Annotated in this window: 15 protein-coding genes; 9 read left to right on the forward strand and 6 right to left on the reverse strand. The window is 44.4% G+C overall.

From position 1 onward, the window contains the following. Positions 1–92 precede the first annotated feature (92 nt). Positions 93–866, reverse strand: a complete 774-nt coding sequence (locus ACFSKO_RS20745) for a glycosyltransferase family 2 protein (RefSeq protein WP_380255299.1) — start codon at positions 864–866, stop codon at positions 93–95. A gap of 169 nt (positions 867–1,035) precedes the next feature. After that, complete coding sequence (locus ACFSKO_RS20750; RefSeq protein ID WP_380255301.1) at positions 1,036–1,785, reverse strand: hypothetical protein; 750 nt, start codon at positions 1,783–1,785, stop codon at positions 1,036–1,038. A 270-nt stretch (positions 1,786–2,055) separates the two neighbouring features. Here ACFSKO_RS20750 and purB point away from each other — a divergent pair, with 270 nt between their 5' ends. Continuing rightward, positions 2,056–3,447, forward strand: coding sequence for an adenylosuccinate lyase (purB, locus tag ACFSKO_RS20755; protein WP_380255303.1), 1,392 nt, complete (start codon positions 2,056–2,058; stop codon positions 3,445–3,447). A gap of 91 nt (positions 3,448–3,538) precedes the next feature. Here the strand turns inward: purB and ACFSKO_RS20760 are convergent, their stop codons facing one another. Continuing rightward, positions 3,539–3,859 carry a DUF1476 domain-containing protein gene (locus ACFSKO_RS20760; protein WP_380255305.1) on the reverse strand — a complete coding sequence of 107 codons (321 nt, stop codon included), beginning with the start codon at positions 3,857–3,859 and terminating at the stop codon, positions 3,539–3,541. 175 nt (positions 3,860–4,034) lie between these two features. Then, a complete protein-coding gene (locus tag ACFSKO_RS20765) occupies positions 4,035–4,352 on the reverse strand; it encodes a DUF1476 domain-containing protein (RefSeq protein WP_380255307.1) in 318 nt (105 codons plus the stop codon). 194 nt (positions 4,353–4,546) lie between these two features. Here ACFSKO_RS20765 and ACFSKO_RS20770 point away from each other — a divergent pair, with 194 nt between their 5' ends. From ACFSKO_RS20770 to ACFSKO_RS20800, 7 genes are all read left to right on the forward strand, one after another. Further along, positions 4,547–5,317, forward strand: a complete 771-nt coding sequence (locus ACFSKO_RS20770) for an NRDE family protein (RefSeq protein WP_380255309.1) — start codon at positions 4,547–4,549, stop codon at positions 5,315–5,317. A gap of 591 nt (positions 5,318–5,908) precedes the next feature. Then, positions 5,909–6,151: a phosphoribosylformylglycinamidine synthase subunit PurS gene (purS, locus tag ACFSKO_RS20775; protein WP_380255311.1), complete on the forward strand. Its 243-nt coding sequence runs from the start codon at positions 5,909–5,911 to the stop codon at positions 6,149–6,151. Positions 6,152–6,246: 95 nt separating this feature from the next. Continuing rightward, on the forward strand, positions 6,247–6,936 hold the full coding sequence (gene purQ, locus ACFSKO_RS20780) for a phosphoribosylformylglycinamidine synthase subunit PurQ (RefSeq protein WP_380255313.1): 690 nt from the start codon (positions 6,247–6,249) through the stop codon (positions 6,934–6,936). A 12-nt stretch (positions 6,937–6,948) separates the two neighbouring features. Beyond that, positions 6,949–9,138, forward strand: coding sequence for a phosphoribosylformylglycinamidine synthase subunit PurL (gene purL, locus ACFSKO_RS20785; RefSeq protein WP_380255315.1), 2,190 nt, complete (start codon positions 6,949–6,951; stop codon positions 9,136–9,138). Between the two features lie 169 nt (positions 9,139–9,307). After that, positions 9,308–9,544, forward strand: coding sequence for a BolA family protein (locus ACFSKO_RS20790; protein WP_380255317.1), 237 nt, complete (start codon positions 9,308–9,310; stop codon positions 9,542–9,544). An 85-nt stretch (positions 9,545–9,629) separates the two neighbouring features. After that, a complete protein-coding gene (grxD, locus tag ACFSKO_RS20795) occupies positions 9,630–9,974 on the forward strand; it encodes a Grx4 family monothiol glutaredoxin (RefSeq protein WP_380255320.1) in 345 nt (114 codons plus the stop codon). Between the two features lie 178 nt (positions 9,975–10,152). Further along, positions 10,153–10,494, forward strand: a complete 342-nt coding sequence (locus ACFSKO_RS20800) for a hypothetical protein (RefSeq protein ID WP_380255322.1) — start codon at positions 10,153–10,155, stop codon at positions 10,492–10,494. Between the two features lie 104 nt (positions 10,495–10,598). Here ACFSKO_RS20800 and rpsD read toward each other — a convergent pair whose 3' ends face one another. Further along, positions 10,599–11,216: a 30S ribosomal protein S4 gene (gene rpsD, locus ACFSKO_RS20805; RefSeq protein WP_380255324.1), complete on the reverse strand. Its 618-nt coding sequence runs from the start codon at positions 11,214–11,216 to the stop codon at positions 10,599–10,601. A gap of 228 nt (positions 11,217–11,444) precedes the next feature. Here rpsD and ACFSKO_RS20810 point away from each other — a divergent pair, with 228 nt between their 5' ends. Then, entirely contained in the window at positions 11,445–12,599 is a 1,155-nt protein-coding gene (locus ACFSKO_RS20810; protein ID WP_380255326.1) for a M24 family metallopeptidase, read from the forward strand. Between the two features lie 66 nt (positions 12,600–12,665). Here the strand turns inward: ACFSKO_RS20810 and ACFSKO_RS20815 are convergent, their stop codons facing one another. Beyond that, entirely contained in the window at positions 12,666–13,460 is a 795-nt protein-coding gene (locus ACFSKO_RS20815; RefSeq protein ID WP_380255328.1) for an RNA methyltransferase, read from the reverse strand. Positions 13,461–13,477: the final 17 nt, after the last annotated feature.

Below are 13,477 nucleotides of genomic sequence, written 5' to 3' on the forward strand. Positions count from 1 at the left end.
TCAAACAATTGAATCTTTTTCAAAAATATAATTACAACTGCTCCTCAATTAATTCGATGACAAGAATGCTAAAGCCAAACATATGACGCTGCCTAAAGAGCCCTCAAAAAGGCTTTCGTGCTTTCATCAATTGAAAAATCCTCAAGTGTTAAATCTGTTTTATATTTTTCATTTTTAACAATAAAGTCTTTAGAAACAGTATTGGCTGGGTGAACAAGGCCAAGGAAAACGCGCTTTGTCACCGGATGTTGCTTGAGAGGTATTTTGAAACCCTTGGTGAACCCCATTTCCTCTCCAGTCGCCTTTTCATCGTCATATGAAGTATATTTCAATAATTCAGCCTTATAAGCCATTAAACCATTACAACTATGATAAGAGCCGAACGGACGATTAAAATGGATTATTCTATCTTCCCCTACGACATAAAAATATACAGCCGAGCCACCAGCCAAAGGAAAATCTGAAGTCATTAATAACTCTACCATTTCGGCAACATAGTTTGGTCCATACCAGTCATCATCATCCATTGCACATACGATATCTGCGTCTAAACGAACGGCCATATTATTCAAAATATTCCGCTTGCGACCGATAAGAAGTTTCTCCTTACAATGCACATAACAAATATTCGGAGAAGAACTTAGAGAGGCGTGAAAAAGAGTATTCGGTTTTTGTTTAGAATCATCTAAAATACACCAAAATAAATTTTCCGGGTATGGATAGTTCTGATTGCGAAAATAACGGTGTGCTTGCTGAAGAAATTTCACCCGGTTACAGGTCGGCGTTACAACGACAATACGAATTTCATTTCTCGGCTTATTCAAGCGAATCTTTATTTGATTTTTATTGTCTTCAACTTTACTCACACTGCCCCCTCAACAATGTTTCAGCATTTAATGCACGCATATTACTTTTGACTGTATCCAAATATCCACAATTTCAACAATGCTATCTTTGAACATCATTGATAAATAGAAGAAAGCACAAAAAAGGCCTCCAAACGGAGACCTTTCATATTGCCTATTCACGATACGGCTAAGCTACTTTAGCCGCTTTCGCTTGTCTAAGTCTGTACCAGAAAGAGAACAGATAAAAGAACAGAAAACAGGCAACAAAAAACTCACTTAGTTCGTTGAAATCCATATCAAAATACATGTACTCATCCAGCCTCGTCCATTTTTGGAACAACTGTCTGATAATCCTGCTGCTAAGACAATAAATCGTCACGGGCAGACCAACAACTGTTGGGAACAACCAGTAAAGCGAACTGCCCAAAGCAGGTTTGGCCATCCCACCAAAACGAATAACCAAGGGTATAACAATCGTTCCAATCGCCATACCAACCATGATAATCGATTTGATCGTTGTATCGTGGCCATTCAGAGTGTTATGGAAATTTGTTTCATTATGATCATTGATGGCAGCTAAGCTTTCTGGCGTTGCCCACTGAAACCAGTGCTGTCCCCAGCTTGCTTCCTCACCCGCGGCAATAAACACTGCAATAGTGCAAAGCATAAGCCAATAGCCAAGATATTTAGATGGCAAGGCATCTCTCATCCGCCATGCAAGGAAACCAAACACAACGCCTGGGGCAAGAATGACAAAGGCAGCATTTTCAACAATGCCCCTTGCTTCACTTTCAATGTAGTACTCATAATCTTTCCAATCGGGGAATATTGTTCTCCCGACGACCATTACGACAAGCATCAACAAGGGTATCCATTGCCAATACAGCTTGGGAAAGTCTTTCAGAGTTTCATATTTGGCCATTGAATTATTTGTCACATCCGCCTCGTTTTTTTGACTAACATTATTAGGCGTGGGCTATACCATAAGTTTTTGACCTTTAAAACCAGGTGAAATTAAATATTAGGTTGCAGTCACCTCTTAATATCATTTCAATAGAGTGAAATATTGATTATTCACAGGGCCAGCTTAAAGAAATATCACCATAACGGTTGACATACGGCTTTAAGTTCGCTTGTTTCGCGTAGATATTTTGCAGCAGAGAAATTGCTGAGACCTTGTGCACTTTCCAAAAGGAACATAAGCACCATGATCCCCCGTTACAGTCGCCCAGAAATGACCAAGATCTGGGAAGCAGAAAATAAACTCCGTATCTGGTTTGAAATCGAAGCCCACGCTTGTGATGCACAAGCAGCCCTTGGCGTGATCCCCAAAGAAGCCGCAGCTGTAATATGGGAAAAAGGTCAAAAACCATACACCCCTGAACGCATAGCCCGTATTGATGAGGTCGAACTCGAAGTCAAACACGACGTTATTGCCTTCTTAACAGAATTAGCTGAAAATGTTGGCGAGGAAGCGCGCTTTGTCCATCAAGGCATGACCTCATCAGATGTACTCGATACCTGTCTATCTGTGCAGATGTCACAAGCCGCGGATATCTTACTGACCGATTTAGATCGCCTGCTTGCTGCTCTTAAAAAGCGTGCACTTGAGACCAAACATATGGTCTGTATCGGCCGCTCACATGGCATCCATGCTGAGCCTGTTACCATGGGCCTTAAATTTGCACGATTTTATGCAGAGATGGAGCGCAACAAAAAGCGTCTGACTCTTGCACGCGAAGAAATTGCCACTTGTGCGATTTCAGGTGCCGTTGGAACCTTTGCCAATGTCGATCCTAGCGTTGAAGAACACGTCGCTGAAAAAATGGGATTAACGCCTGAACCAATCTCAACACAAGTTATTCCACGAGATCGTCACGCACATTTCTTTGCTGTACTCGGCATTATCGCCTCTTCAATTGAAAACGTTGCCACAGAAATTCGCCACCTGCAGCGTACAGAAGTTCGCGAAGCACAGGAATATTTTGCCCCAGGGCAAAAGGGCTCATCGGCGATGCCACATAAGCGCAACCCTATCCTGACAGAGAACCTGACTGGTCTGGCACGGATTGTTCGTATGGCCGTCGTACCGGCACTCGAAAATGTGGCGCTTTGGCATGAGCGGGATATCTCCCACTCTTCGGTCGAACGCATGATTGGTCCAGACGCAACAATCACCCTCGATTTTGCCCTTAACCGTCTTGCTGGCACAATCGAAAAGTTGGTGGTCTACCCGCAAAACATGCTTGATCACATGAACAATTTTGGCGGTATCCACGACGCTCAGCGCGTATTATTGTATCTCACACAAAATGACGTGAGCAGAGAAGATGCCTATCGTATCGTTCAGCGTAATGCCATGCGTGTTTGGAAAAGTTACGGCATTGACCCTGATAACCCTGACACACCTGCAGAGCTCGATGATGTAGAAAAGCAGGCCCAAGAACACGACAACAGATTCTTCTTCTTCATGTCCAAGGATGAAGGACTAACCAAGATTCTTAATGTTGAAAAATTAACTAAATTGCTTGATGAAGATTCAATCAGTTATCACACAAAAAATGTGGATCGAATTTTCTCACGTATTTTTGGTGAGTAGTTGAATAACTGATCTTACGATGACGATACCAGAGAAAAGCTCCTTTTAAGGAGCTTTTCTCTTATCCAGAGGAGCCTAGAAATCGGTCATGCTAATTGGTCTTCAAATCATAGACCGCTCTAACCATACACTCATGAATTTTACGTTCAATACGGTGATCAGATCTATGAACGCCCGCATGGTTAAAATCTTCTAAGAGCTTATTATGCAGCTGTTCACGCCCGGTATCTCTGAGGTGAAGAGTAACAAAATCATCTGCATATCTTTGGGCTTCGTCTTGTTTAAGTTCCATCAATTCGGCAGCCCACAAACCCAACATCCGATTTCTTTTTACCTTTGCTTTAAATAGCAAATCCTGTTCATGTTTAAACTTGTTTTCTTGAGCTTTCGTCAGCTGTTGTAAGGCGTTCATACTTCCCTCCTCACTTAACCGTTAGTCCACACAATTGTTATTCTGGTATGGGTTAATGAAAAACATTAATCAACCCTACTGCAAATTCCTTAACTTTCTCTCTTGGTTACAAAAAAAGAGGCCTTGGAAAATCCAAAGCCCCTTTAAAAATCACTAAAACTAAAATTGAAATGCGTTACTCTTGCATCTGCTTTTTAGCTTCGTCCATCAACTCAGCCATCATGCGCACAAGCTGATGTTCTGACTTATCAATATTACGGCTTTCAAAATCTTTTAAGACTTTGCGTTTCACGTCGTCTTCGCCAGGCTCAATCAAATCGGCCTTAACAACTGTTTTAGCATACTCATCAGCAGCATCACCTGTCAGCCCCATCAAGTCAGCAGCCCAAAGTCCAAGAAGTTTGTTACGGCGAGCTTCCGTTTTGAAACGCAATTCCTCATCGTGTTGGTATTTATTTTCAAAAGCCTTTTCGCGGTCACTAATACTGGTCATTTAACAAAGACTCCTCGTGGTGTGCCATACATTTGTTTGTACTGGTATTTGTCTATTATACCTTAATCATTCAGGAATGATCTAATTTTCTAATTTTAGAAAGCATAGAAGACAGAAACCATCTATTATACATTTCGTTATAGCTTTTCGGTTCCGCAAGGGAAACTCGATAATTATATCTTAAGCAGGAAATTATGTGCACTGTTACCTTACTTCGTCGCCCTGGTCATATATGGCCCCTACTTTTTGCTGGTAATCGTGATGAAATGTCTGACCGCCCCTGGCAGAAACCTGCAAGACACTGGGATGATCGCCCGGACGTCGTAGCAGGATTGGACGAAATGGCGGGGGGAAGTTGGCTTGGTGTTAATGACTTCGGTCTCTTGGCCTGTGTCCTAAATCGCCATGGAAGCCTAGGACCAGCCGTTGACAAAAGAAGTAGAGGAGAACTTGTTTTAGAAGCTTTGGACCATGCCGATTCTTATGATGCAGCTATCGCGCTTGCTGATCTAAATCCAAAAGCTTACAAAAATTTCAACTTGATCATTGCAGACTATAAAAAGGCTTTTTGGCTCAGAAACGATAATGATAAAGGCACTGGAGGTATCGAAATATTTCCGATACCTAAAGGCGTTTTTATGATTACTGCAGGAGATGGCAACGACGACAGCCCACGCATTCAATTACACAAAAAAGATTTCGAAAAAACCATCCCTGACCCAGAAAAAAATGATTGGTCCGGATGGCAGGAAATACTCTCTCGCGAAAATGACGATCCACAAAAAGCAATGACGATTGTCTCCTCCTCGGATATAACACCTTCCGTATTTCAGACTTCATCCTCTTCCTTAATTGCCTTGCCGGCTCCCGAAACCGTCACACAAGAAAAGACTCCTGCTAAAACACAATGGCTCTTTGCTGATGGCAAGCTCGGAAAGGCCCTATTTGAAGATGTTTCAATTTAAATTTACGGTGAAATAAATGTTTCTTTTTTCTTCAACATCTTTGGTTTTTAAGAACTTAGAAGACCTCAGCGATATATAATTCTACAGTTACGCTAAAGGTAAAACTAAATACAGCCATAAGACCATTCCGTGTGGGATTGTCATATAAACCAGAGACTGCTATACGGTGCGCAAATGTATAGGATTTAGGGCAAAGACCACTATCTTTACCTAACCTTGACACCTCTTTCTGGGTATTAGGCCCAAGGAATAGAAACCATGCTCGGCAAGCCGCATTATTTAGGCAAACCTACGGCCCTTTTTTGGGGCTCAAAAAATGGTGAACTGTCCCTCTATTCCAAAATGGATAGAGAAGCCTTCAATATCTGGCATCAAAATCGTATCAAAAAAGAAACCTTGAGTAATGCATTCATCCCGGTATCTGGAAAAATGTGCTCAAACATTTCAATGAATACGATTTTTGGAAAGTTTTAGGCATAAAGCCTTAATGTAGCGGGGACCTAAAATGGGTCCCCAAGTTGTTTAAACTATAGAAGCTTAACGGTAGGCTTTAATTTGCTTACTTAGGCAACAGATAAATGGAGATTACGGGTGAAAGCGCGCGTCCATGTCACTCTGAAAAACGGAGTTCTCGATCCCCAGGGCAAAGCGATCGAACATACTCTCGGCTCACTTGGGTTCGAAGGTGTAAATGAAGCACGCCAAGGTAAATTCATCGAACTCGATATCCAAGAAACCGATGAAGCTAAGGCCCGTGAAACCGTTACAGCCATGTGCGAAAAACTTTTGGCGAATACAGTGATCGAAAACTATTCCATCGATCTGGAAAAGTAAGTTCATCAAGCTACGAAGGATAAAACTCTTTTCTGTAGCAAGGACAGAATAACTGTAATGGTTAATTGTAAAATCAAACTCCGAGGAACTTGCCAATGAAAGCGGCGGTTATCGTTTTCCCAGGATCCAATTGTGACCGTGATATTCAGGTTGCCTTGCGTCAATCCATGGGATCTGAACCCCAAATGGTCTGGCATAAAGATGCCGACTTTGATGATGTCGACTTAATCTGCCTTCCAGGTGGATTTTCCTATGGGGATTATCTCCGTTGTGGTGCCATGTCTGCAAAATCTCCTGTTATGAAAGAAGTTGTTGCCCGCGCGAACAAGGGCGTGCCCGTTCTTGGGATCTGCAATGGCTTCCAAATACTGACTGAATGTGGTTTGGTTCCTGGTGCCCTCATGCGTAACAGTAATCTACGCTTTGTTTGCCGCGACGTTCATCTCAAAGTAGAGCGAAACGACACAGTATTTACCAAACAGTATTCTGCTGGCCAAAATATCCTTATTCCTGTTGCCCATCACGATGGGAACTATTTCATTGATGCCGACGGGTTACAGTCTCTTGAAGGCAATGGTCAGGTGGCTTTCAGATACAGCGCCGAAGACGGCAGCGTAAATCCAGAAGTTAACCCTAACGGGTCATTGAATAATATTGCTGGTATCTACAATACCAAAGGTAATGTTCTTGGTATGATGCCCCATCCTGAGCGGCTTTGCGAAGAAACCCTTGGTGGTACAGATGGACGACCAATGTTTGACAGCCTTGTTGCGGCACTTTCATAAGGTGATGAAAAGATGAGCGAAATTACCCCTGAAATCGTCGCGGAACACGGGCTCAACAAAGAAGAGTACGCGCTGGTTCTTGAAATTATGGGCCGTGAGCCGAACCTTCTTGAACTGGGCATTTTCTCAGTTATGTGGTCCGAGCACTGTTCTTATAAATCTTCAAAAAAGTGGCTTAAAACACTTCCAACTGAAGGCCCGCAAGTTATTATGGGACCTGGTGAAAACGCAGGTGTCATCGACATCGGCGAAGGAAATGCGGCCATTTTTAAAATGGAAAGCCACAATCACCCAAGTTTCATTGAGCCCTATCAAGGTGCGGCAACAGGCGTTGGTGGTATCCTACGCGATGTATTTACAATGGGCGCCCGCCCGATCGCGAATGTAAATGCCCTGCGCTTTGGTGAACCGGATCACCCCAAAACGCGCCATCTGGTCTCTGGTGTTGTGGCAGGTGTTGGTGGATACGGTAACTGTGTTGGCGTCCCAACCATCGCGGGTGAAGTTGAGTTCGATCCGTCCTACAATGGTAATATTCTCGTCAATGCAATGACCGTTGGCCTAGCCAAAACTGATAAAATTTTCACAGCTCAAGCTTCTGGCGTTGGAAATCCTGTTGTCTATGTCGGATCAAAAACGGGTCGCGACGGCATTCACGGCGCAACGATGGCTTCGGCAGAGTTTGATGATGATTCAGATGAAAAACGTCCTACTGTGCAGGTCGGTGATCCTTTCACTGAGAAGCTCCTTATTGAGGCCTGCCTTGAACTGATGCAAACAGATACCATTGTTGCTATTCAAGACATGGGTGCCGCTGGACTAACATCTTCATCCTTTGAAATGGCGTCTTCTGGCGACATGGGGGTTGAGCTTGAACTGGACAAAGTTCCTCAACGAGAAGAAGGCATGACACCTTATGAGATGATGCTTTCCGAAAGTCAGGAACGCATGCTGATCATTCTAAAGCCTGGCCAAGAGCATATTGCTCAAGCAATTATGCAAAAATGGGATCTTGACTTTGCCGTCATTGGTACTCTAACCGACAGCAAACGTATGGTTCTCAAATTTCATGGTGAAATCATTGGCGATTTGCCAATCAAACCTTTGGCTCATCATTCGCCAGAGTATGACCGCCCTTGGGTACCGACGCCTGACTCAGAAGACATCCTAGCTGAGGATATTCAAGAATCCACGGATACAACAGAGACCCTCAAAATACTGATTGGTTCACCCAATATGTCCAGCCGCCGCTGGGTATGGGAACAGTACGACCACATGGTGATGGGCGATACCATTCAACGTCCAGGTGGTGATGCCGGTGTCGTACGTATCCACGGATCAGATCGCGCTTTGGCCGTAACATCAGACTGTACGCCACGCTACTGTAAGGCAAATCCTGTTCGCGGGGGAGCTCAAGCTGTTGCGGAGACTTATCGTAATCTGACCGCTGTTGGTGCGACGCCATTGGCCATTACAGATAACATGAACTTTGGTAACCCCGAACGTCCCGAAATTATGGGCCAGTTCGTCGGCTGTATCGAAGGTATGCGTGATGCTTGTATCGCCCTAGACTACCCAGTCGTATCTGGTAACGTTTCACTATACAACGAAACCAATGGTAAAGGCATTTTACCAACACCTGTTATTGGTGGCGTGGGCCTTCTCAAAGATTCAAGTAAAGTCGCAACAGTTACTTTCGGTTCAGAAAGTGAGAGCCTTGTTCTGATTGGTGATTCAATCGGTCATATAGGCATGTCCATTTACCTTGATGTCATTGAAGGTCGTCGAGAAGGCAATGCGCCTATTGTTGACCTTGCCGCTGAACGCAAAAATGGCGATTTCGTTCGCTCACAAATCGAAGCTGGCTTTGTCGAAAGCTGCCACGATTTGTCCGATGGCGGTCTGGCTGCTGCAATAGCAGACATGGCTATTGCATCAGACATGGGCGCAGAAGTAATTAAACCAGCTGATGAAAAGTTACCGACAACAGCTTGGCTGTTCGGCGAAGATCAGGGCCGTTATCTGATTTCGATTGGTGACGCAGAAAGCCTCTTGGAAGCAGCAGAAGAAGCTGGTGTGCCTGCTGTGATTATTGGTCGCACAGGCGGTAATAACTTGACCCTACCCGGCGGCAGTACCATATCGGTATCAGAGCTTCGTGACGTGAACGAAGCATGGTTACCAAACTATATGGCCGGATAACGCTTATATCTGCCATTTGAAAAGAAAATAACCTACGGGAGAGGATTAAAGATACCTCTCCTGTAGATCTTTTCGTAAAGGCTTTGTAGTGTGGTGTCTTGATTGGGATAAGAATCCAATTTAACTGGAATCTCATCCAACTGGAATAATATGAACGAGGACAGTATCTATGCCGATGAACCCTGCTGAGATCGAGGCACTGATTCGGGATGCACTGCCCGAAGCTGATGTCACCATCGAAGATTTACGTGGCGATGGCGATCACTATGCAGCTTACGTTGTATCCCCAGCCTTTCAGGGAAAGACACGGGTGCAACAGCACCAAATGGTCTATGAAGCCCTACAAGGTCGCATGGGCAATGAACTACACGCATTGGCTCTACAGACCTCAGCGCCGCAAGCCTGACGCCCCCTGAGACCTAATGCCCAGAAACCAGATGCCCGAGACTTTTAAAAGTCATTTGAATTAACACGATCAAGGAATGAACCTTATGGATAACGTTGTTTCAGAACGCATTCGTCAGGAAGTAAACGAAAACGATGTTGTACTCTTCATGAAAGGTACACCCGTATTTCCACAATGCGGTTTTTCAGCCACTTCAGCACAAATTCTCACACATCTTGGTGTGAAATTCACCGGTATTGATGTTCTACAAGATCCAAGCATCCGCCAGGGCATTAAAGATTTTAGTAACTGGCCAACAATCCCACAACTCTACGTTAAAGGTGAGTTTGTTGGTGGTTGTGATATTCTTCGTGAAATGTTCCAAACTGGCGAACTTCAACAGTTTCTAGAGGAAAAAGGCGTTAAGACAGAAGAACAACCTGCGTCTTAAACTTATAAATACTTATACAAAAAGGGCCGTTTGAAAGATTACTTTCTACGGCCCTTTTTTATTCAGTAACTTCTATTTAAAACGGGGTTAAGACCCCCTACCTATATTAAAAGAATAATTCATTCAGATTACTCACGCCCCAAACTATCGCGATATCTTAGAATAAGAGAAACTCGAAATGACTAAACCTTTAAAACGATTATCCCTATTCATATCTTTCGCCTCTATTACCTTTTCAGCATATACCAGCCCTGCCTTTGCGGACGTTATCAATCCCTACCCTGAACAACTTCAAGAAGTACTCGGTAAATATAATATTGATAGCGACAACATCCTCTCTCAAACCACCTTGGAGAAAGCTGTTCATGATAGAAACAACGAGAGGTTACTTGGGTACAACACATACATCAGGTTTAAGGACTGCAAAGGGTACCTTAGAGTCTTTCAACATCGTTTTGGGCGCGTAGACAACGTGTTTACCAGAGGCGAGTGTAAAATCCCTGGTATTGAAAATTTCTAACTTGAATTAAGTAATGTAATAACAAAAAAGGTTGCCAGCAATGCTGACAACCTTTTTTAAACCTTGTGCGCTGAAGACGAACTCCAGCAGAATTTTCGTCCCGATTAGCGGGAGTAAAATTCGATGATCAGGTTTGGTTCCATTTGAACTGGGTATGGAACATCAGCAAGTTCAGGAACACGTACAAATGTTGCCTTCATCGCTTTTGTATCTACAGAGATGTATTCTGGAACTTCACGCTCAACAGAATCAATAGCTTCCAGAACCATTGGGATCTGACGGCTTTTCTCTTTAACTTCGATCACATCGCCTTCTTTAACCATGTAAGAAGGAATGTTTACTTTTTTACCGTTAACAGTCACGTGACCGTGGTTGACGAACTGACGTGCGCCAAAAACGGTTGGAACAAATTTCGCACGGTATACAACAGCAGCCAGACGACATTCGAGAATACCAACAAGGTTTTCACCTGTATCACCTTTACGGCGGTTAGCTTCTGCGAAGTAACGACGGAACTGTTTCTCACCGATGTTACCGTAGTAACCTTTGAGCTTCTGTTTGGCCATCAACTGTGTACCAAAGTCAGAAGTCTTACCTTTACGACGCTGACCATGCTGGCCTGGGCCGTAATCACGACGGTTTAGAGGGCTTTTTGGGCGACCCCAAAGATTAACACCAAGACGGCGGTTAATCTTGTACTTAGCAGCTACGCGCTTGGACATTTTGACATCCTAATATTTAAAAGTTTATTGTCCCGGTAGTTCCAATTAAGGACGGGAAGCAGGCATAAAGCCGTTCCACTTTCCCAGGAATGCAGGCGCGACTATACGGATGCCGCTATAAAAGTCAAACGTATTTCCTGCTGTACAGAGAGCAAAGCCCACGTAATATGCTTCTATTCATAATTAACTGCTATTCTGCAGAACTACCCGCTTTAAAAGGTTAAGCCAATGGCAATCCACTTTTCCGAAGAGGAACTGGCCCAACGTCGCCAAAGAACCATCGATTTGATGGTCGAACGCAATCTGGATGGCATGTTAATTTTCCGTCAGGAATCAATGTTTTACCTGACAGGTTATGACACATTTGGATACGTTTTCTTCCAATGCCTCTACCTAGGTATTGACGGTAAAATGACCTTGCTCACCCGATCGGCAGACCTCCGACAAGCCAAACACACATCCATTATTGATGATGTCAGGGTTTGGGTGGATGGTCCAGATGCAACACCGGAACTTGAGCTACGAAAAATAATCGACGAACACGGGGGCAAAGATAAAACCTTTGGAGTCGAACTCGAATCCTATGGCTTAACAGCTCGTAATGGCCGCCGTCTTTACGCAGCACTGGATTGCTTTTGTCGCCTAGAAGATGCCTCAGACCTCGTCAGCAAGTTACGGGTCGTTAAAAGCCCTGCTGAGCTCGGATATGTACGCCAGGCTGCAGAACTTGCGGATAACGCTTTAAGGGAAGCAAACGAACTTTGTATTCCCGGAGCCTTTGAAGGAGACATCCTTGCAGCCATGCAGGGGGCTATATTTAAAGGTGGCGGGGATTATTCTGGAAATGAGTTTATTATCGGCTCTGGTCCTGATGCCCTGCTCTGTCGCTATTTCACAGGTCGTCGCCATCTCGACAACGAAGACCAGATCACTCTGGAATGGGCTGGTGCATATCGCCACTATCACGCTGCCATGATGCGGACAATTGTGATCGGTACTCCGAGCCTGCGACAAATTGAAATGCACAAAGTCGCCACAGACGCCATGGCGGCCTGCATGGAGACGCTCAAACCCGGCATTCCGGTTGGGGATGTCTTTGATGCTTATGCCCGTGTTGTTGATGCGGCTGGCATGCAAGAACATCGCCTCAATGCCACAGGATACAGTCTGGGAACAACATTTGCTCCAAACTGGATGGACTGGCCGATGTTCTACCACGACAACCCTGTGATCGTAGAAGAGAACATGGTCTTTTTTCTCCACATGATCCTTATGGATAGCGACAGCAACACCGCGATGTGTCCAGGGCAAACAGTTGTGGTCAAAAAGGATGGTTGTGAAAGCCTCTCCAAGATGCCTTTGGATTTGATTTCAAACGGTTAACCATGAAGGTATGAAAGGAAGATTTATTCAGCCTTTCATACCTAACCACAAAGTGGTCTGCATAATCTATTTTTTAGATTTAGACTGCACCCGCGGTCCAAGCCGGAGCGTTTTCACAACCCCGTGCAAGGTATTGACTTCCTGATCCGTCAGATGGGCGCGTTGGAATATATTACGTAGATTTCGAACCATGTTTGGACGTTTTTCCGGCGGCCACAAGAAACCGGACTCGTCAAGAGCAGCTTCAAGACGCTCATAGAAATTGACCAACTCCCCCTTGATTGCAAGCGGCGAACTTCCCAAAATGAGTTCTTGATCAGGAACATTTACACCGAGTTGATACCATTCATAAGAAATCAGTAACACTGCCTGTGCCAGATTAAGAGATGAGAACTTAGGGTTCAACGGAACAGAAATCACAGTGTCCGCCAAGACCACATCATCATTGTGTAAACCCGCTTTTTCTGGCCCAAACAAAACCCCCACCTTTTGGCTGGACTGATCAAAGGTACGCATTTCTTTGGCTGCGTGATGAGGCACAGCTACAGGCTTGGTCATATCCCGGGTTCTGGCTGTTGTTGCATAGACCTTGTGTAAATCAGCCACAGCCTCTTGCGTTGTCTCAAACACCTTGGCATTTTCAAGAACTTCTATCGCGCCCGCAGCAGAAGCTTCAGCGGCTGGGTTTGGCCATCCGTCACGAGGCTTGACCAAACGTAGTTCAGTAAGTCCGTTATTGAGCATTGCTCTGGTGACCATGCCTATGTTTTCGCCGAGCTGCGGTTTAACAAGGATAATCACAGGCCCACCTGTAATAGAATTTTCATCCAAAGTGGTTTGTGTAGAATCAGTTCCGGCCACAGTTTTCTCCGTTTATA

Origin of the sequence: Kiloniella antarctica (genome assembly GCF_042682825.1) — a bacterium.
GTDB lineage: Bacteria > Pseudomonadota > Alphaproteobacteria > Kiloniellales > Kiloniellaceae > Kiloniella > Kiloniella antarctica.

Bases quoted from the DNA above. Each gene is read 5' to 3' on its own strand.
- purB (WP_380255303.1), top strand. From the start codon at position 2,056: ATGATCCCCCGTTACAGTCGCCCAGAAATGACCAAGATCTGGGAAGCA.
- ACFSKO_RS20760 (WP_380255305.1), bottom strand. From the start codon at position 3,859: ATGAACGCCTTACAACAGCTGACGAAAGCTCAAGAAAACAAGTTTAAA.
- ACFSKO_RS20765 (WP_380255307.1), bottom strand. From the start codon at position 4,352: ATGACCAGTATTAGTGACCGCGAAAAGGCTTTTGAAAATAAATACCAA.
- ACFSKO_RS20770 (WP_380255309.1), top strand. From the start codon at position 4,547: ATGTGCACTGTTACCTTACTTCGTCGCCCTGGTCATATATGGCCCCTA.
- purQ (WP_380255313.1), top strand. From the start codon at position 6,247: ATGAAAGCGGCGGTTATCGTTTTCCCAGGATCCAATTGTGACCGTGAT.
- purL (WP_380255315.1), top strand. From the start codon at position 6,949: ATGAGCGAAATTACCCCTGAAATCGTCGCGGAACACGGGCTCAACAAA.
- ACFSKO_RS20790 (WP_380255317.1), top strand. From the start codon at position 9,308: ATGCCGATGAACCCTGCTGAGATCGAGGCACTGATTCGGGATGCACTG.
- grxD (WP_380255320.1), top strand. From the start codon at position 9,630: ATGGATAACGTTGTTTCAGAACGCATTCGTCAGGAAGTAAACGAAAAC.
- ACFSKO_RS20800 (WP_380255322.1), top strand. From the start codon at position 10,153: ATGACTAAACCTTTAAAACGATTATCCCTATTCATATCTTTCGCCTCT.
- rpsD (WP_380255324.1), bottom strand. From the start codon at position 11,216: ATGTCCAAGCGCGTAGCTGCTAAGTACAAGATTAACCGCCGTCTTGGT.
- ACFSKO_RS20810 (WP_380255326.1), top strand. From the start codon at position 11,445: ATGGCAATCCACTTTTCCGAAGAGGAACTGGCCCAACGTCGCCAAAGA.